This window comes from Nocardioides panaciterrulae (assembly GCF_013409645.1).
In the GTDB taxonomy this organism is placed as follows: domain Bacteria; phylum Actinomycetota; class Actinomycetes; order Propionibacteriales; family Nocardioidaceae; genus Nocardioides; species Nocardioides panaciterrulae.
The window spans coordinates 313,849-332,306 of record NZ_JACCBG010000001.1 but is presented as its reverse complement, the minus strand read 5'-3'; the positions used below and the strand labels follow the sequence as shown (position 1 = coordinate 332,306).

Here is an 18,458-nt window from a genome sequence, read left to right as displayed (position 1 = left end):
CATGTCGCGCCGCTCCCTCCACCCCTCCGCCCGTTCCTCCGCCCGCGCCGGCTCCTCGATGGCGGTGGCGTCGATGCTCTGCGTCCAGCTCGGCCTCGCCGCCTCGGTGGGGCTGGCCGGCCAGGTCGGCGCGGCGGGCACGGCGTGGCTCCGGTTGTTCTGGGCCGGCGTGCTGCTGCTCGTGGTGGTGCGGCCGCGCCCCTCGTCGTTCAGCCGCGAGACGCTGCGGGCCGGCGCGGCCCTCGGCGTGGTCACCGCCGGGGTGACGCTGCTCTTCATGGCCGCGGTCACCCGGCTGCCGCTCGGCACCGCCAGCGCCCTGGAGTTCCTCGGCCCGTTGGGCGTCGCCTCGACCCGCAGCCGGGGTCCCGCCCGGGCGTGGGCCGCCCTGGCCGGGGTCGGCGTGCTGTGTCTGACCCAGCCGTGGGCCGGCGCCGTGGACCCGGTCGGGGTCGGGTTCGCGCTCGGGGCGGCCGGCTGCTGGGCGGCGTACATCCTGCTGACCCAGCGGATCGGGGACGCGGTCAGCGGCGTGGGCGGGCTGGCGATCTCCATGCCGGTGGCCGCCGTGGTCGCCACGGTGGTGGCCGGGCCCGAGGTGATCGGGCGGCTCAGCCCGGAGCTTCTGCTCGCCGGGCTCGGCCTCGCGATCCTGCTGCCGGTGGTGCCGTTCAGCCTGGAGATGCTCGCACTGCGACGCCTCAGCACCGGCGCCTTCGGCACCCTGATGGCGCTCGAGCCCGGGTTCGCGCTGGTGATCGGATTCGTCGCGCTGCACCAGGCGCCGAACCCGCTCGCGGTGGCGGGCGTCGGCTTCGTGGTGGCCGCCGGCATCGGCGCCGAGCGCAGCGGGGCCCGACCCGACCGACCCTCAGGCCAGGCCGCTCTCGAGCGCGAGGATCGCGGCCTGGACCCGGTCGCGCAGGCCGAGCTTCATCAGCACCCGGGCGACGTGGGTCTTCACCGTCGTCTCGCCGATGAACAGCTCGGCCGCGATCTCGGCGTTCGACAGCCCGCGGCCCAGTAGCCCGAGCACCTCGGTCTCACGCTCGGTGAGCCGCCCGAGCTCCGTGGCGACGGCGCGCGGCGGCGCCCCGGCGTACCTGTCGACCAGGCGGCGGGTCAGGGCCGGCGCCAGCAGCGCGTCGACGCCGCGGGCGACCTGGCGGATCGCTGTGACGATGTCCTCGCCGGGCATGTCCTTGAGCAGGAAGCCCGCCGCGCCGGCGCGCATGGCGCGATAGACGTACTCGTCGAGGTCGAACGTCGTCAGCATCAGCACCCGGGTCGCGGCGCCGGCCGCCGCGATCCGCTCCATCGCCGCGAGCCCGTCGACCCCGGGCATCTGCACGTCGAGGAGGAGTACGTCGGGCCCGGTGGCCGCGACCAGCTCGACCGCCGCTGCGCCGTCGCAGGCCTCCCCGACCACCCGCAGGTCCGGCTCGCCCTCGACGATCATCCTCAGCCCGCTGCGCACCAGGGGCTGGTCGTCGGCCAGCGCCACCCCGATCGTCGGCGCCACCCCGATCGTCGGCGCGGTCACGACGCCGACACCACGACGGGCCCCGCAACGGCCCCCGCCACGGGCGCCCCGACCGGCCCCACGACCGGCCCCGCGGGCAGCAGCGCGCGCACCTCGAACCCGCCGTCCTCGCGGTTCCGCCAGGTCAGTCGGCCCGCGGCGGCGGTGACGCGCTCCCGCAGGCCGGCGAGCCCGCGGCCGGTGCCCGGACCGGAGCCGGGGGCGACCGGCGCCGAGTTGGCCACCACGATCTCCAGCCCCTCCGCCGTGCGGCGCACCGCGACGGACGCGCGCGCGCCGGGCGCGTGCCGGAGCACGTTGGTCAGTCCCTCCTGCACGACGCGGAAGGCGATCAGCCGCTGGGCCGGGTCGAGCGGTTCGTCGAGGTCGGCCTCGATCTCCAGGCCGGTGGCGCGGACCCGTTCGACGAGGGCCGCGGCGTCGGCCGCCTCCGCGTCCAGGGCCAGCGACGCCACGCCGGCGCGGGCCGCGGCGGCGGCGGTCCGCATCACCTCGCAGGCCCGCTCGGGGTCGGCGGCCGCGAGCCGGCGGGCGGCGCCGGCCTGCAGCGCCACGACCGTGAGGCTGTGGCCGATCGCGTCGTGGAGCTCGCGCGCCAGCCGCAACCGCTCCTCGACGACCGCCCGCGCGGAGGCGGTCGCCTCCTGCCGGGCGAGCAGGTCGTTGTTCGCCCGGGTCTGCTCGACCAGCCGGCTCGCCTCGTGGACGGCGAGCCCGCCCAGCCAGCACACCAGCAGCACGGTCACCGCACCGAGCGGGTCCGCGGTGCCCACACCGAGCACCTGGCCGAGCCAGCACACCGCCAGCCCGACGATCGCCGGGCGGCGGGTGGAGAGCGCGGCCACCACGAACGCCGCCCCGAACGCGAAGGCGGTCTCGCTCAGGCTGCCGTCGAGGGGGGCCACGAGGCGGGAGTACCCCGCCACCGCGAGCCAGGCGAGGGCGATCGCCGCCACCGGTCGCCGCCAGGCCAGGGCGAGCGGTGCGCCGGCCAGCACGCTGGCCGGCAGCAGCACCCAGCCCGGTGCGGTGGTCTCGAGCGCCCGGGACGACTCCGCGAACAACCCGACCACCACCGCGCCGGCCGCGACGGCCGTCCACGGCTGCGCCGCGGCGCGCACCGCCGCCAGGTGGTCGGGGGCGGGGACCTCCGCGACCGGGGCCGGCGCCACCGGCGCGGTGAGCGCGACGACCTCCTCCCGGGTCTGCCGGAGCAGGGCCCGCGCCGAGGTCTCGACCTCGTCCGGGTCGCCGGCGGACTCGGCCCGCGCGGCGAGCGCCTGCAGCCCGCCGACCAGGACCGGCTGCAACCTCTCGGCGGTCTGCACGCGCTCGGCCAGCACCGCGGACTCCTGCTGGGCGCGCAGCTGCCCCACGAGCCGCTCGCGCTGCTCCTCGAGGGTGCGCAGGCGCTGGTTGCGGATCCGCACCACCCGGCCGACCGCCGTGGGCATCAGGCCGACGAACACGCTCACGAAGAGCATGCCGCTGATCCGGTCCCAGCCACTGCGGGTGGTCGCGTCGGCGCCCACCACCACGACCAGGGGCAGCAGCACCCCGAGGGCCACGACCTTCCCGTCCGCGTGGGCACCGACGGAGTAGGACGCCAGCATCATCGCGAGGATCCACACCCCGGCGCCGTCCACGGCCTCGGGCCACAGCAGCGCCGTCACCGTGGTCCCGACCAGGCCGGCGACGCCGAGCACGCAGATCGACACGACCGGGTGGGCCCGGCGTACCGCGAGGCAGGCGAGCCACAGCGCCCCGGAGACGTCGAAGGCCAGCAGGGCGGGCGTGGCGTGGTAGCGGGCCACGGCCTCGGCGATCGCGGCCAGCACGAAGCCCAGGGCCACCACCGCGTCAAGCCTGCTCACGCGCCGCACCCGCTCAGCGTAGGTCTCCCGGGCGGCCGTGGGGTCCTCCTTCAGGAGGACGCCGCAAGCAGGACCCGCGGTCGGTCTGCGGGCGGACGACGGGGCGGCGCCGCGTTCGTAGCGTCCTGAGGGACCACACCCCACCTCAGGAAGGAAGACCCATGACCAGCACCAGCCTCACCGCTCCGAGCCGGGCGCAGTCCGACGCGACCTGGCTGCGGCTCGCACAGCTGTCCGTGGCCGCCAGCCTCGTCCCCCTCGTCGTCTTCGCGGTCGTCGGGACGTTCTTCACCACGATCAGCGAGGGCGACTTCAGGTACACCGCCGACTACTGGTACACCGCCATGGGGCTGCCGTTCGCCCTGGTGGGGATCGGTCTCGCGCTCGGGGTCCACAGGCTGCAGCACGGCGCGGACGGCCGGCTCGGCACGATCGGGGTCTGGGTGAACACGATCGCCCTCACCGAGCTGTTCGTGCAGCTGCTCGTCTCGGTCGCCATCGGCGCGGAGGTGCGCTGGGGCCCGTCGTACCCGATCTTCACGGTGTTGAGCTTCGTCGGCGTGGCGTTGCTGGCCGCCGGCTCGTGGCGGACCGGGCTGCTGCCGAGGTGGCTGCTGGGGCTCTGGCCGGCGCTCTGGATCCTCGGCACGTTCGCCGCGTCCGGCCCGATGCCGCTGCTGCTCGCCGGGTTCCTCGTCGCCTTCGGCGTGACGTTGACGCGGCGGGTCGCGGGCCGGGCCGGCTGAGCGCCCGCGGCCGTCAGCCGGGGATGCCCGCGCGCGTCGAGCTGCTGGCGCCGGAAGCCCGCGAGGTCCAGGAGCGGGGTCGCCCGGGCGATCCGACGGGGTAGTCCGTGACGATCCGGCCCCGCTACGCGTCAGTAAGGGGCCCAAACGTCACGGACTATCCCGCGCTCCCGGACCCGGTCCAGCTGGAGCGACGCGCGCCGGGCGCCGCGGCGGGGCGCCCTCCTGCGCGACGTGACGACGCTCGCCCGGTGCCCCACGCGTGAACCGGGTGGTCTCCGGGCACGGAGGGGCTGGCACAGTTCCCCGAACACCAGGAGAGTCATGACTTCCCAGAGCGCCCTGAAGCTCGACATCGGCCACGACGAGCTCGTCATCCGTCAGCGGTACGAAGCGCTCAGCATCGCCAACGACGTGGTCATCGCCCTGTGGTTCCTGGTCGGAAGCATCCTGTTCTTCTGGGAGTCCACGACCATGGCCGCGACCTGGTGCTTCCTGCTCGGCAGCATCGAGTTCCTGATCCGTCCGGTGATCCGCTTCGCGCGACAGGTGCACATCCGCCGGATCGGCGGGAGCGGGCTGGATCCGGCGAACGACTTCTAGCGGTCAGGCCTAGCGGTCAGGCCGCGTCGTACGGCGGGTGCACGCTCCGCCCCTGGAAGGCCAGGATCGCGGGATCGACCACCTGCCCGTCCCGGATCGCGATGGCCCGGCTCAGCGTCTCGTCCGCGTCCCAGGCGGTGCCGCCCTCGAGCATCGGCCGCAGGAACGGGAGCAACGCGCTGCTGTTCTCCCAGGTGGCCGAGCTCCACAGGTACGACGGGCTGTGGTCGACCGCGTAGTAGAGGACGTTGTCGCCCACCACGAAGGCCGGCTCCTCGAAGCTCGTCGGGCGCGCCCAGTCGAACCCCATGCCCAGGTCGCAGGACACGTCGACGATGACACTGCCGGGGCGGAACCCGGCCAGGTCGGTCGTCCGGAGGTACACCAGCGGCTTGGCGGGGTCCTGCAGCGTGCAGTTGACCACGATGTCCCGCTCGGCCAGGAAGGCCGCCAACGGCTCGCGGCCTCGCTCGGTGATCACGTGGTTCAGCTGCTCACCGTCCGGCTCGTGGTCGAACTGCCGGATCACCACCGAGTGGATCGGTGAGCCGACGGCCGCCACCGCGCGGTTGGTCAACACCACGACCTGGTGCACACCGTGCGCGTTGAGCGCGGTCACGGCCCCTCGCGCGGTCGCGCCGAACCCGATCACCACCGCGGTCAGACGCCGGCCGTAGTCCCCGGTCAGGCCCGCCAGCTGGAGCGCGTGGAGCACCGAGCAGTAGCCGGCGAGCTCGTTGTTCTTGTGGAACACGTGCAGGCCGACCCCGCCGTCCCGGGTCCAGTGGTTCATCGCCTCGAAGGCGACCACGGTCAGCCGCCGGTCGATGGCCAGCTGGGTGAGCTCCCGGTCCTGGACGCAGTGCGGCCAGCCCCACAGCACCTGCCCGGGGCCGAGCGCCGCGACGTCGGAGTGTTGCGGCTTCGGGAGCAGCACCACCTCGGAGTCGGCCAGGATCTCCGCGCGCGACGCGAACCCGGCGACGTGCTCGCTGAGCGCCTCGTCGGCGACGCCGAACCTGGCGCCGTACCCGTGCTCGAGCGTGAGGCGCGCCCGCAGGTCGGCGTCCAGGTGGGGCAGGTGCTCGGGGTGCAGCGGCAGTCGGTGCTCGTTCTCCTTCGCGGACGAGCCGATCACGCCGAGACCCAGGAGCGTCACTTCTTCTTCGGCGGGTGGATCTTGTCCGTGAGGGTCTCCTCGGCCCCGTGGCTGCGCTTCTCCGCGCGCTTCTCCTTGATGGACTTCCCGGACTTCTTGGACATGTTCTGTCGCGGCGACTTGTCGCTCATGGGGGAACTCTCTGAGAGGAAGCCTGAATGGCTCCGTGTCCCGACACTACGCCTTCCCGGGGCAGCGAGCCCCCTCCCAGGGGCGCCGTCGGGCCGGCCCGTCAGGTGTTCCCGTCAGGTGGGCCCGTCAGGTGGGCCCGTCTCCTCCGTGCCGGACGACGACCCGGCCGCCGTCGACGTGCCACCGCTGGTCGAGGCGCACGTTGGCGAGCAGCCGCCGGTCGTGGGAGACCAGCAGCAACGCGCCGTCGTAGGCCTCCAGCGCCTGCTCGAGCTGTTCGATGGCCGGCAGGTCGAGATGGTTGGTGGGCTCGTCGAGCACGAGCAGGTTGACGCCGCGGGCCTGCAGCAGCGCCATGGCCGCGCGGGTGCGCTCGCCGGGCGAGAGCCGGTCGACCCGGCTGGTGACCTGGTCGGCCTTCAGGCCGAACTTGGCGAGGAGCGTCCGCACCTCGGCCTGCGTCAGCTCCGGCACGACCGCCTCGAAGGCGGCCCCGAGCGGCAGCGCGTCGTCGAGTCCGGTGCGGGCCTGGTCGATCACGCCGACCGCGACGGAGGCACCCAGCGACGCCGTGCCCGTGTCCGGCGCGGTGTGGCCGAGGAGCAGCCGGAGCAGCGTGGTCTTGCCGGCCCCGTTGGGGCCGGTGATGCCGATCCGATCGCCGGCGCTCACCTGGGCGGAGACCGGGCCGAGCTCGAACCCGCCGAGTCCGAGGGTGGCCTGGTTGAGGGTGGCGACCACCGAGCTCGACCGCGGCGCCGCGGCGATGCCGAACTGCAGCGACCACTCCTTGCGCGGCTCCTCGACCTCCTCGAGCCGGGCGATCCGCGACTCCATCTGCCGCACCTTCTGGGCCTGCTTCTCCGACGACTCGGTGGCCGCGCGCCGGCGGACCTTGTCGTTGTCGGGGTTCTTCCGCATCGCGTTGCGCACCCCTTGCGAGCTCCACTCGCGCTGGGTGCGCGCCCGCGCCACCAGGTCGGCGCGGGTCTCGGCGTACTGCTCGTAGGCCTCCCGGGCATGGCGGCGGCCGACGGCGCGCTCCTCGAGGAACGCCTCGTAGCCGCCGTCGTAGACCGTGACCTGTCCCTGGGCCAGGTCGAGCTCGACGATCCGGGTGACACACCGAGCCAGGAACTCCCGGTCGTGCGAGACCAGCACGACGCCGCCGCGCAGGCCCTGCACGAAGGCCTCCAGCCGCGCGAGCCCGTCGAGGTCGAGGTCGTTGGTCGGCTCGTCGAGCAGCGCGACGTCGAACCGGCTGAGCAGCAGCGCGGCCAGCGCCACGCGCGCGGCCTGGCCACCGGAGAGCGAGGTCATCGGCGCATCGGTGCCGGCGTCGAGCCCGAGGTCGGCGAGCACCGGCCCGATCCGGTCCTCGAGGTCGGCCGCGCCGCTCGCCAGCCACCGGTCGAACGCGACGGCGTAGGCGTCGTGGGCCGCCGGCTCGTCCGAGGCGAGGCCCGCCGCGGTGGCCTCCATCGCCGCGGTCGCCTCGGCCGCGCCGGTACGCCGGGCCAGGTACTGCGCCACGGTCTCGCCGGGCACCCGCTCGTGCTCCTGAGGCAGCCAGCCGACGAAGGCGTCGCTCGGTGCGCACGCGACGGTGCCCGCGAACGGCGTCGCCGCCCCGGCGAGCAGGCCCAGCAGCGTCGACTTCCCGGCGCCGTTGGCGCCGACCACGCCGACCACGTCTCCGGGGGCGACGGTGAGGTCCAGCCCCTCGAACAGCACCCGGTGGCCGTGGCCGCCGGACAGCGCCTTGGCGACGAGGGTGGCGGTCATCGGGCGAGCCTAGGACACGCGCCCCCGGGCCCAGCTGGCCGGCGGGGCCGCGGTCAGGACCGGTCCCGCGCCCGCACCAGCCCGCCGAGCGTGCCGACGTACGCCGCGCCGCGACCGGGCCAGCAGCTGGTGCACTCCGTCCTCGAGACCGAGGATCTCGACTGCCCTCGCCAGCTGGTGCTGGGCGTTGGCGAGCGCCTGGGACCCGGCCGTCGCCTGGCGAGGTGCGGACGTGGTCGGAACGGTGATGGTCAGGACAGGTCTCCGTCTTCGAGGGGGATCGGCTGCGTCACAGCAGGCCATCGGTGAGGTGGTCAGGGGTGCCGAAGCGGTGGGCCGTGATGCTGATGGACTGCTCGCGCAGGAAGGGCAGCAGCTCGAGCCGGCCGGCCTCGGTGACCGGCTGGGCGTGCACCGACACGTCGGGACGGCCGTCGACGCTGCGCAGCAATGCGGGTCCATCGCCGCCCACGAGTCGCACGCGGGCTGACGCCATCGACCGCACCCGCGCAGCGAAGGCCTCGTCGGACTCGACCGTGAGGTGCACCGACCAACCGGTCAGGATCGACTCGAGCCGCACAGGCAGCGGCTCGGCCGTTGACACCTGCATCGCCGAGCCGGCGCGCCGCCCGGCTGCCAGCACCCGGATCAGATCGCCCAGGCCACCTCCGGTCGCACGGCGTACCACGACCGGGAGCGGGCGGTAGCGGAAGACGTTGCGCTCCGCCTCCAGCGCGGACGGATCGGTCGCGATGCCGAAATGGTCGAGCCAGGCCAGCTGGTCGCTCTCCAGCGCCCGGCTCAACGACATCAGCTCCTCGCCACCGACACCGGAGCCGGACGCGCAGGCCAACAGCTCTAGGGCATCGCCGGCCGGGGCCGCCCCACGCTCGGCTACGCCCGGAGTCCAGTCGCCCAGGCCCAACAGGTAGTTCGGTCCCCCGGCCTTGGTCCCGGTCCCGACTGCAGACTTCTTCCAGCCACCGAAGGGCTGACGGCGGACAATGGCGCCGGTGATCCCTCGGTTGACGTAGGCGTTCCCGGCTTCGACGCGTTCGAGCCAGATGGCGATCTCTTGACGGTCGAGCGAGTGCAGACCGGCCGTCAGTCCGTAGTCGACGCGATTCTGGAGCACGATGGCGTCCTCGAGGGATGCCGCCCTCATGATCCCGAGGACCGGACCGAAGTACTCGGTCAGGTGGAACTCGGAGCCCGCGACCACCCCGTCACGAACGCCGGGTGACCACAGGGTCCCGGTGTCGTCGAGCCGCTGCGGTTCGATCAACCATGACTCGCCGGCACCCAGTGTGGTGAGAGCAGACAACAGCTTCCCACTGGCCGGCTCGACGATCGGTCCCATCTGCGTGGTGGCCTCCGCCGGCCGGCCCACCGTCAGTGACGAGACGGCGTCAACCAGCTGCCGGGCGAAGCGTTCGGACTCTCCCACCGAACCGACCAGGATGACCAGTGAGGCCGCCGAGCACTTCTGCCCCGCGTGCCCGAAGGCGGACTGGGCCACGTCGGCGGCCGCGAGGTCGAGGTCAGCGCTCGGCGTCACGACGATGGCGTTCTTGCCGCTGGTCTCGGCCAGCAGGGGGAGGTCAGCGCGGAACGAGCGGAACAGCTCGGCTGTCTCGAAGCCGCCGGTCAGGATCAGCCGGTCGACCCGCGGATCGGCTACCAGCCGGCGACCCAGGTCGGACTCCTCGACGTGCACGAGGTGCAGCACGTCGCGAGGGATCCCGGCCTCCCACAACGCCTCCACCAGGACCGAACCACACCGCCGCGCCTGCGGTGCCGGCTTGATGATCACGGCCGAACCCGCTGCGAGCGCGGCGAGCGTGGATCCCGCCGGGATCGCCACGGGGAAGTTCCAGGGCGGCGTCACGACCGTCAGGGCGCACGGCACGAAGGTGGCACCGTCGACCGTCTCGAGCCCACGCGCCAGCTCGGCGTAGTAGCGGGCGAAGTCGATGGCCTCGGAGATCTCGGGATCGGACTGGTCCAGGGTCTTGCCGGTCTCCGAGGCCATCACCTCGGCCAGCTCGCCGCGCCGCTGCTCGAGCACGCGAGCAGCCTCCTCGAGGACCACGGCCCGCTCGGCCGCGGTACGCGCTGCCCAGTGCGGGGCCTGGGCGACCGCGGTGGCGAGGACCTGCTCGAGCGTGTCCTCGTCGGTGATGGTGCAGGCACGCACGGTGTCGACCCCGCGGGTCGAGCCGTCGACCTGCGCGAGGACGTTGCGGCCCCACTGCCGGTTCGGCTCCAGCGACGGGTCCGTGTCCGGGGTGTTGTAGAACCCGGAGCGGTCCTCGACGACCGGCTGCTCGAGGCGGTTCTGGCTGCGTCGCGGCGCGGGGACCGAGTCGTCGAGCGCGGCGAGGGAGGCGCGGAAGCGCATCTCCTCGCGGGCGAAGAGCTCGGAGTCGTCGTGCAGCTCGAAGACCGCCGACATGAAGTTCTCGTTGCTCGCCCCCTCCTCGAGGCGGCGGATGAGGTAGGCGATGGCGACGTCGAACTCCCCGGGGTGCACCACAGGGGTGTAGAGCAGCAGGTCGCCCACCTCGCGCCGGACCACCTCGGCCTGCCCCTGGGCCATCCCCAGGAGCATCTCGATGTCCATCTCCTCGCGAACGCCGCGCTCGCCGGCCAACAACCAGGCGAAGGCCAGGTCGAAGAGGTTGTGCCCGGCGACACCCAGCCGCACGTTGGCCACGTGCTCGGGCCGCAAGGCGTAGTCGATGACGCGCTTGTAGTGGGTGTCGGTGTCGACCTTCGTGCTCCACGTGGCCAGGGGCCAGCCGTGCAGGGACGCCTCCGCACGCTCCATCGGCAGGTTGGCGCCCTTGACGATGCGGACCTTGATCCGGGCTCCGCCCCTGGCGCGCCGCCGGGCCGCCCAGTCCTGCAGGTGCATCATCGCGGAGAGGGAGTCGGGGAGGTAGGCCTGCAGCACGATGCCGGCCTCGAGATCGAGCAGCGCGGGCTGGTCGAGCAGGCGGGTGAAGACTGCGATCGTCAGGTCGAGGTCCTTGTACTCCTCCATGTCGAGGTTGATGAACTTGCGGCCCGGTGCGGCGGCGGCACGCTGGTACAGGGGCGTGAGCTCGGCGACGACGTGGTCGACCGCGGCGTCGAACGCCCACGGCGAGTGGGGCGCGACCATGGACGAGACCTTGATCGAGACGTAGTCGACGTCGTCGCGTTCCAGCAGGTCGCGGGTGCCCTGGAGACGGCGAGCCGCCTCGGCCTGCCCCAGGACGGCCTCCCCCAGCAGGTTGACGTTGAGCCGTGCGCCGCGCTTGCTGACCTCGGCGATGGACCGGCCCAGCCGCGCCGGCGTCGCGTCGATGATCAGGTGGGACACCATCGAGCGCAGCGTGCGGCGTACGACGGGGATCACCAGTCGCGGCGCGATCTGGCCGGCGACTCCGCCGAGGCGGACAGCGGCGCGCAGGTGCCACGGCAGGAAGGCCGGGGCGTCGCGGGCGAGCAGGGCGAAGTTGCGCGCCGCCACGCGCGCGTCCTCCGGACGGATGACCCGATCGACGAACCCCACCGTGAAGTCCAGACCGGCCGGGTCCCGCAGCACGGCGGCCAACCGACTCGCCGCCGCGTCGTCAGGGATCTGCGCAGCCTCGCGCAACCACCGACGGACGAGCTCGACGCAGGCCTCGGCGAGGTCCTGGTTGGCCGACGGCGTCGGCAGCGGGTGACGGATCTCAGTGGTCATGGGCGTCTCAGTTCTGGAGGGACTCGGGACGGTCTCGACGCGGCGTGCGTCGCGGCGTCGGGCGCGGATGCCCCGACGTACCGGCTCCCGGCGGTCAGCGCCGAGGGCGTTGACAGCCGGACTCGCGTGAGTAATATGCCACACATCACACATCAGAGGTAAGACAGGTCACACCTTCTGAGTGCTCTCGGTGAACTCCCTCGACCAGCACCCCCGGCCCACCACGAAAGTGAGCACGTCCATGCAGTCTCGAAAGCTCCTCCTCGCCGCCACCCTGACGCTCGGCGCACTGTCCCTGACCGCCTGCGGACAGGGCCTGGGCAGCGGCAGCACAGCCGACGGCTCGGGACCCATCACGATCGGCATGGTCGTGCCCCTCTCCGGCAGCAGCTCGGCCATCGGGCCCTACATGCAGAACGGCGCCCAGCTGGCCGTGAACGAGATCAACGCCGACGGCGGCATCGACGGTCGCGACGTCAAGCTGGAGGTCGCCGACGGTGCCTGCGACCCCAAGACGGCCGTGGCCGCCGCCAACAAGCTCGTCTCGTCGGACATCGCCGCCTCCGTGGGCGGCTACTGCTCCGGCGCCACTCTCCCGACGCTGCCGGTGTTCGCCAAGCAGGACATCCCCATGATCATCCCGGCCGCCAACTCCACCCAGCTGGTCGAGCAGAAGCTCCCGAACGTCTTCCTCATCAACGGCACCGGAGCCCAGCAGGCCCAGGCGGCCATGAAGTGGTTCGACAAGGAGGGCGCCTCGGCGGTCAGCCTGGTCGACGACAACACCAGCTACTCGGTCGACATCGCCGACAAGACCGCCGCCCTGCTCAAGGAGTCGGGTGGACCCGACCTCGCGGGGCGGGTCTCGGTGACCGCCGGCGAGAGCGACTACAGCGCCAACGTCAACGCGATCATCACCTCGCACCCGGACTTCGTCTACTGGACCGGTTACTACCAGGAGGGCGGCCTGATCATCCGCCAGCTCCGCCAGGCGGGCTACCAGGGCCCGATCATGGTCGGCGACGGGAGCGTCGACGGCTCGCTGGTCCAGATCGCCGGCGAGAAGCAGGCCCAGGGGGTCTTCGCCACGATGACCCAGACCCCCGACACCCTCACCAACGCGAGCGGCTGGATCGCCGACTACAAGAAGGCCTTCGGTGCCGACCCCGGACCGTTCTCGACCCAGTCCTACGACGCGGTGCGCGTGGCTGCCAAGGCCATCGAGGACGCCGGGTCCACCGACGGGAAGAAGATGATCTCCGCCCTGGAGGCCCTCAAGGACTTCCACCTGTTCTCCGGACCGCTGACCTTCACCCCTGAGCACACGCTCTCGTCCGGTGGCTTCGTCATCCTGAAGGTCAAGGGCACCAAGTTCGAGCTCGAGGACGACCTGTCGTAGGGGTCGACGTCCACGACCCTCATCGACCCTCACACGACAGGACCCTCATGTCCCAACTGATCTGGAACGGGCTGTTCGTCGGCTCCTTCTACGGGCTGGTCGCCCTCGGCTACAGCATGGTCTACGGCATCATCAAGCTGCTGAACTTCGCCCACGGCGACATCTACATGCTCGGCGCGTTCGGCGGGTTCGCCGTCCTCGGGCTGCTGGGTGGCGTCATCGGGACGACCAGCTTCGTCGCGCTGTTGATCGTGCTCGTGATCGCCATGCTCCTCACCGGAGCGTTCGGGGTGCTCCTGGAGCGGGTCGCCTATCGACCTCTCCGGGGCGCCCCGCGCCTGTCCATCCTCATCACCGCGGTCGGCGCCTCCTTCGCCATCGAGTACGGCGTGAGGCTCGTGGCCGGACCCAACCCCCGCGTGTACCCCCTGCGTATCGGCGGGGAGAGCATCGACGTCCTGGGGGCGCGCATCACCTGGGAGCAGGTGGCGCTGATCGGCATCGCCTTCGCGCTGATGATCGGGCTCAACCTCTACATCCTGCGCACCAGCGAGGGCCGCGCCATGCGGGCCATCGCTCTCGACCCCAAGGCCTCGCTGCTCATGGGCATCAACGTCGACCGGGTGATATCCCGGGTGTTCTTCCTCGGCTCGGCCCTGGCCGGCGCCGCCGGGGTGATGGCGGGGGCCTACTACGGCAAGATCGACTTCCTGATGGGCTTCGTGATCGGCCTCAAGGCGTTCACCGCGGCCGTGATCGGTGGCATCGGCAACTTCCCCGGCGCCATGCTCGGTGGCCTGTTGCTCGGCCTGCTCGAGTCGTTCGGGACCCAGTGGCTGGGAGGTGAGTGGCGTGACGTGTTCACGTTCGCCGTCCTCATCCTCCTGCTCTCGGTCCGGCCGACGGGCCTGCTCGGCGAGCGCGTCACGGAGCGTGTCTGATGGCCACCACGACAAACACCGGCACCCGCACACGACCGGGCTCGGACCAGAACCTCATCAGCCGCGCGCTGTCCAGCCGCGGCCTCGGGGTGGCCGCACTCGCGTTCGCCCTGCTGTTCCCCTTCGTCATCGCGACGCCGTACGCCCTGAGCGTGATGACGTCGGCAGCGATCTACGTGATGCTCGCCGTCGGCCTGAACATCGTGGTCGGCTACTGCGGCCTGCTTGACCTGGGCTTCGCAGCCTTCTTCGCAGTCGGCGCGTACACCAGTGGTGTGATCTCGACCGAGTTCGACATCCCGATCCTGGCCACGATCCCGGCCGTCATCGTGGTGACCGTCGTCGCCGGGCTGATCATCGGGGGGCCGACGCTGCGCCTGCGCAGCGACTACCTGGCGATCGTGACGCTCGGCTTCGGCGAGATCATCCGCATCACGGCGAACAACCTGGACATCACCGGTGGCCCCTCGGGCATCTTCGGTATCCCCGGCATCGATCTCTTCGGTCTCGACCTCAGCTCCCCGGCGGCGTTCTACTACTTCGTCGTCGTGGTCGTCACGATCGCCGTCATCGGTGCGGCACGGCTGGGCAGGTCCCGACTGGGACGCGCCTGGCGGTTCATCCGCGAGGACGAGGATGCCGCGGAGGCGATGGGCGTGCACACCTACCGCGTCAAGCTGGCGGCCTACATCGCCGGCGCGGTGTGGGGCGGCCTGGCCGGCATGCTGTTCGGGGTCCAGCTGACCGCCATCTCGCCGGCCAGCTTCACCTTCCTGCAGTCGGCACTGATCCTGATGGCCGTCGTGCTCGGCGGCATGGGGAGCACCCCGGGCGTGATCGCGGGAGCGCTGTTCGTCAGCCTGGCCCCCGAGCTCCTGCGGGGCGCTGCCGACTACCGGTACTTCGCCTTCGGCCTCATCCTCATCACCGTCATCATCTTCCGCCCGCAGGGCGTGTGGCCGGTGCGCGCGAGGGAGAAGGAACGACCCGACCAGGGTGATCCCGACCCTCACGGCGCGCTCGCGAAGGAGGCGATCTCGTGAGCACCACGTTGCTCAGCGTCAAGGGTCTCCATCTCGCCTTCGGCGGCATCAAGGCAGTGGACGGACTGACGTTCGAGGTCCACGAGGGGGAGATCGTCTCGGTCATCGGCCCCAACGGTGCCGGCAAGACGTCCGCGTTCAACTGCATCACCGGCTTCTACAGCCCCACCGACGGGAGCGTGGTGGTCGCGGGAAAGGACGTCACCAACCAGCGTCCGGCCCGCATCGCGCAGGCCGGTGTGAGCCGCACGTTCCAGAACCTCCGGCTGTTCGGTGACCTCACGGTGCTCGACAACGTGCGTGCCGGCATGCACCTGCGACTCAAGCAGAGCGCGCTCGACGCCCTGCTGCACACGCCACGGTTCCGCCGCAGCGAGGAGCAGTGCACGACCGAGGCCCACGAATGGCTGGACTTCGTCGGTCTCACCGCCCCACGGGGCGTGCCGGCGAAGAACCTGTCGTACGGCGATCAGCGGCGCGTCGAGATCGCCCGTGCCCTGGCCAGACGACCGCGGCTCCTGCTGCTCGATGAACCCGGTGCCGGGCTGAACCACTCGGAGAAGAACGAGCTGCTCGACCTGATCCGCCGCATTCGTGACCTCGGCACCGGCCTGGTGCTGATCGAGCACGACATGGGGCTGGTCATGGAGGTCTCCGACCGAATCGTGGTGCTGAACTTCGGCAAGGAGATCGCCGACGGCTCACCGGGCGAGATCAAGACCAACCCCCGGGTCATCGAGGCTTACCTCGGGACCGAGGAGGAACCAACCGCCGATATCGCGTCGGCCGTCGACGAGGAGCAGACGCACCGTGCCAGTTCTTGAGATGCGCGACGTCGAGGTGTTCTACGGCAAGGTGCAAGCGCTGCGCGGCATGTCCCTGCACGTCGAGGAGGGTGAGATCGTCGCCGTGCTGGGCAACAACGGGGCCGGCAAGACCACGACTCTGGCGACCATCTCGGGACTCGAGCGCGCGACCTCCGGGAGCATCCGTTACCAGGACCGGGACATCACCACCGCCCGCCCGTGGACCACGGTCGCCGACGGCCTGGTCCACGTCCCCGAGGGTCGACGGATCTTCAGCACCATGTCGGTGCTGGAGAACCTGCAGCTCGGCGGATTCCTGGTCGATGACAAGAAGGTGGTCAAGCAACGCATCGACCACGTGTACGACCTGCTGCCACGTCTGGCAGCAAGGTCCTCGCAGCAGGGCGGCACGCTGTCGGGGGGCGAGCAACAGATGGTCGCCATCGGGCGCGCCCTCGTGGCCGATCCGACGATGCTGATGCTCGACGAGCCCTCCATGGGGCTGGCCCCCCTCGTCGTGGCCTCGGTGATGGAGGTCATCGGCCAGATCAACCAGTCCGGGACCTCGGTGCTGTTGGTCGAGCAGAACGCCCGAGCCGCCCTGCGGATCGCCGACCGCGCGTACGTGATCGCGAGCGGTGCGGTCACCATCGAAGGCGCCGCAGCCGAGCTGTCGACCGACAAGCGCATCGTCGATGCGTACCTTGGAGCCTAGGAGCGGCGAATCCAGGCCTTCAGGGTGAGCACCAGGGCGAGTCGACGCAGATAGCATCAGCCTTGCTGATGTGGGGCAGGATCAGCCCGCTTCCCGTCAGCGCACCTGGCCAAAGGAGAGCGTCGGTGTCTCGGAAAAGCATTCTGCACCTGTCCTCGGGGGGGGTCAACAGTCCCCGGAGCCTGCGCGAACAGGTTCTCGATGCCTTGCGCTCAGCACTGATCGCCACCGAGCTCGAGCCGGGCACCGTCTACTCCGTGCCCGCGCTCGCGGCCGAGTTCGGCGTGTCCCCGACGCCGGTGCGCGAGGCGATGCTCGACCTGGTCCAGCAGGGCATGGTCGAGCCGGTACGCAACAAGGGGTTCCGGGTCACGGAGCTGTCCGATCGCGAGCTGGACGAGCTGACGGAGATCAGGGCGCTCATCGAGCCGCCGGCGATCGCCCGGATCACCCGCGAGGTGGAGCGCGCGAGAGTCGAGGCGCTGTACCCCGACGCGCAACGCATCATTGTCGCGGCCGAGGCCAACGACCTGATCGCTTTCGTCGCCGCAGACCTGAGCTTCCATCTGGGGCTACTGTCGCTGCTGGGCAACCGCACCCTGGTCGACGTGGTACGCGACCTGAAGATGCGCTCGCGCCTGTACGACCTGCCGGAGATGGCGGCGCGCGGCGAGGTCGGAGAGTGCGCCGAGGGGCACATCACCCTGCTCGACAAGATCTGTTCGGGCGACGCCGACGCAGCCGAGTCCGAGATGTTGCGGCATCTCGCCCAGGTGCGCGGAGTCTGGGCCGGGCGTTCGTCACGTGCCGCGCTGGACCGCCTCGACGCGTCCCGCTCGCTCTCCTGACCCCGCCCCTACGCGAGGCGATGCGCTCGTGGACGGCCTTCGTGCCGAGTCAGCGGACCGTGCTGACGGAACCGCTCGTCGACGAGGATGCAGGTGATCCGGTAGTCGAGCTCGAGTCACTCCACAGGCGGGTTGATCGGTGGGCACCGCGTTGTCGGTGGCCGGTCCTAGGGTCAGGGACATGGTCGATTCCGGGCACGTCACAGGGGCAGGCAGTCCGGCCGGCGGGCCCGCGCCGCTGCCTGGGACGCTGCCCGCCGAGCCGCCCTCGGCGGAGGCGATCGAGGGCTGGATCGCCGCACTGCAGGCCGACTGCCCGGACCTGGGCGACGCGGAGCGGATCGACCGGATCCGCTCCCTGGAGCGCCTCAAGTGCGTCGCGGGGTCGGCCCAGGCGGAGCTGACCGCCGACGTCGACACCTCCCAACGCGCCCGGGCCGCCGCCGCCGGCGAGCCACAGGCCCGGCAGGGCCGCGGCATCGCCTCCCAGATCGCACTGGCCCGCCGCGAGTCCCCACACCGCGGCCAGACCCACCTCGGCCTCGCCAAGGTCCTGCGCAGCGAACTGCCAGCCACCAGGGCCGCCTTCCGGACCGGACGCATCACCGAGTGGGTGGCCACGATCATCGCCCGCGAGACCGCCTGCCTCTCGCTCGAGGACCGCCGCCGCGTCGACGCCGAGGTCGCCGGCGACCCGGCCGCCCTCGAGGCGATGGGCGAGCGCGAGCTCACCGGCCTGCTCCAGAAGCGGGCGGCCGCCCTGGATCCGGCCTCGGTGGCCCGACGGCGCCGGCGGGCGGAGTCCGACCGGCGCACCACCCTGCGCCGGACACCATGACGTTGTTCAGTGCCTGCCTGCCGGTCAAGGACGGCGTCGCCGTGCACGCCGCGCTGCTCCGAGAAGCCGACCGGCTCGGGGCCGCCGGCGACCCCCGCAGCCGCGGCGGACCCCGCCACACCATCGAGACCACCACACCGACCGGGCACCGCTACCGGTCCACCGCACCACCGGCCCGGAGCACGACGCCGCCCCCACGCCGGTTCCTGATCCCGCTGCTCTTCGGCCGACCCCAACGCACCCACGAGCCCGATGCCGCCTGAGGCTGCGCGACTCGCAACAGCAGTGCGGCT

Annotated in this window: 16 protein-coding genes and 1 pseudogene; 11 read left to right on the top strand and 6 right to left on the bottom strand. The window is 71.8% G+C overall.

Going from position 1 to position 18,458, the window contains the following annotated elements; all coding sequences use genetic code 11:
- Position 1: 1 nt before the first annotated feature.
- A pseudogene (locus tag BJZ21_RS20715) lies at positions 2 to 769 on the top strand (EamA family transporter); the annotation flags it as partial.
- Between the two features lie 102 nt (positions 770 to 871).
- Here the strand turns inward: BJZ21_RS20715 and BJZ21_RS01575 are convergent.
- Positions 872 to 1,543, bottom strand: a complete 672-nt coding sequence (locus BJZ21_RS01575; RefSeq protein WP_425490498.1) for a response regulator — start codon at positions 1,541 to 1,543, stop codon at positions 872 to 874.
- Complete coding sequence (locus BJZ21_RS01570) at positions 1,540 to 3,417, bottom strand: histidine kinase (protein WP_179662154.1); 1,878 nt, start codon at positions 3,415 to 3,417, stop codon at positions 1,540 to 1,542. The genes BJZ21_RS01575 and BJZ21_RS01570 overlap by 4 nt, the downstream gene beginning before the upstream one ends.
- 161 nt (positions 3,418 to 3,578) lie before the next feature.
- Here BJZ21_RS01570 and BJZ21_RS01565 point away from each other — a divergent pair, with 161 nt between their 5' ends.
- Positions 3,579 to 4,163 carry a hypothetical protein gene (locus BJZ21_RS01565; RefSeq protein ID WP_179662153.1) on the top strand — a complete coding sequence of 195 codons (585 nt, stop codon included), beginning with the start codon at positions 3,579 to 3,581 and terminating at the stop codon, positions 4,161 to 4,163.
- Positions 4,164 to 4,487: 324 nt separating this feature from the next.
- Positions 4,488 to 4,766 (top strand): YrhK family protein, encoded by a 279-nt coding sequence (locus BJZ21_RS01560; protein WP_179662152.1) that lies wholly within the window; start codon positions 4,488 to 4,490, stop codon positions 4,764 to 4,766.
- 16 nt (positions 4,767 to 4,782) lie between these two features.
- Here BJZ21_RS01560 and BJZ21_RS01555 read toward each other — a convergent pair whose 3' ends face one another.
- From BJZ21_RS01555 to BJZ21_RS01545, 4 genes are all read right to left on the bottom strand, one after another.
- Complete coding sequence (locus BJZ21_RS01555) at positions 4,783 to 5,925, bottom strand: Rossmann-fold NAD(P)-binding domain-containing protein (protein ID WP_179662151.1); 1,143 nt, start codon at positions 5,923 to 5,925, stop codon at positions 4,783 to 4,785.
- Positions 5,922 to 6,056 carry a hypothetical protein gene (locus BJZ21_RS21305; RefSeq protein WP_281380810.1) on the bottom strand — a complete coding sequence of 45 codons (135 nt, stop codon included), beginning with the start codon at positions 6,054 to 6,056 and terminating at the stop codon, positions 5,922 to 5,924. The genes BJZ21_RS01555 and BJZ21_RS21305 overlap by 4 nt, the downstream gene beginning before the upstream one ends.
- Before the next feature lie 127 nt (positions 6,057 to 6,183).
- Positions 6,184 to 7,842, bottom strand: coding sequence for an ABC-F family ATP-binding cassette domain-containing protein (locus BJZ21_RS01550; protein ID WP_179662150.1), 1,659 nt, complete (start codon positions 7,840 to 7,842; stop codon positions 6,184 to 6,186).
- 289 nt (positions 7,843 to 8,131) lie between these two features.
- Positions 8,132 to 11,575: a bifunctional proline dehydrogenase/L-glutamate gamma-semialdehyde dehydrogenase gene (locus BJZ21_RS01545; protein ID WP_179662149.1), complete on the bottom strand. Its 3,444-nt coding sequence runs from the start codon at positions 11,573 to 11,575 to the stop codon at positions 8,132 to 8,134.
- Positions 11,576 to 11,816: 241 nt separating this feature from the next.
- Here BJZ21_RS01545 and BJZ21_RS01540 point away from each other — a divergent pair, with 241 nt between their 5' ends.
- The 8 genes from BJZ21_RS01540 (at position 11,817) to BJZ21_RS01505 (ending at position 18,428) form a co-directional block, all read left to right on the top strand.
- Positions 11,817 to 12,974 carry a branched-chain amino acid ABC transporter substrate-binding protein gene (locus BJZ21_RS01540; protein ID WP_179662148.1) on the top strand — a complete coding sequence of 386 codons (1,158 nt, stop codon included), beginning with the start codon at positions 11,817 to 11,819 and terminating at the stop codon, positions 12,972 to 12,974.
- 47 nt (positions 12,975 to 13,021) lie between these two features.
- Complete coding sequence (locus tag BJZ21_RS01535; protein WP_179662147.1) at positions 13,022 to 13,915, top strand: branched-chain amino acid ABC transporter permease; 894 nt, start codon at positions 13,022 to 13,024, stop codon at positions 13,913 to 13,915.
- Positions 13,915 to 14,958, top strand: coding sequence for a branched-chain amino acid ABC transporter permease (locus tag BJZ21_RS01530; protein WP_179662146.1), 1,044 nt, complete (start codon positions 13,915 to 13,917; stop codon positions 14,956 to 14,958). Before BJZ21_RS01535 ends, BJZ21_RS01530 begins: the two co-directional genes overlap by 1 nt.
- Positions 14,955 to 15,782: an ATP-binding cassette domain-containing protein gene (locus BJZ21_RS01525; RefSeq protein WP_179662145.1), complete on the top strand. Its 828-nt coding sequence runs from the start codon at positions 14,955 to 14,957 to the stop codon at positions 15,780 to 15,782. Before BJZ21_RS01530 ends, BJZ21_RS01525 begins: the two co-directional genes overlap by 4 nt.
- Complete coding sequence (locus tag BJZ21_RS01520; protein WP_343051899.1) at positions 15,769 to 16,479, top strand: ABC transporter ATP-binding protein; 711 nt, start codon at positions 15,769 to 15,771, stop codon at positions 16,477 to 16,479. Before BJZ21_RS01525 ends, BJZ21_RS01520 begins: the two co-directional genes overlap by 14 nt.
- 125 nt (positions 16,480 to 16,604) lie before the next feature.
- Complete coding sequence (locus BJZ21_RS01515) at positions 16,605 to 17,327, top strand: GntR family transcriptional regulator (RefSeq protein WP_343051898.1); 723 nt, start codon at positions 16,605 to 16,607, stop codon at positions 17,325 to 17,327.
- A 181-nt stretch (positions 17,328 to 17,508) separates the two neighbouring features.
- A complete protein-coding gene (locus tag BJZ21_RS01510; protein WP_179662144.1) occupies positions 17,509 to 18,165 on the top strand; it encodes a DUF222 domain-containing protein in 657 nt (218 codons plus the stop codon).
- A complete protein-coding gene (locus tag BJZ21_RS01505) occupies positions 18,162 to 18,428 on the top strand; it encodes a hypothetical protein (RefSeq protein WP_179662143.1) in 267 nt (88 codons plus the stop codon). The genes BJZ21_RS01510 and BJZ21_RS01505 overlap by 4 nt, the downstream gene beginning before the upstream one ends.
- Positions 18,429 to 18,458 lie beyond the last annotated feature (30 nt).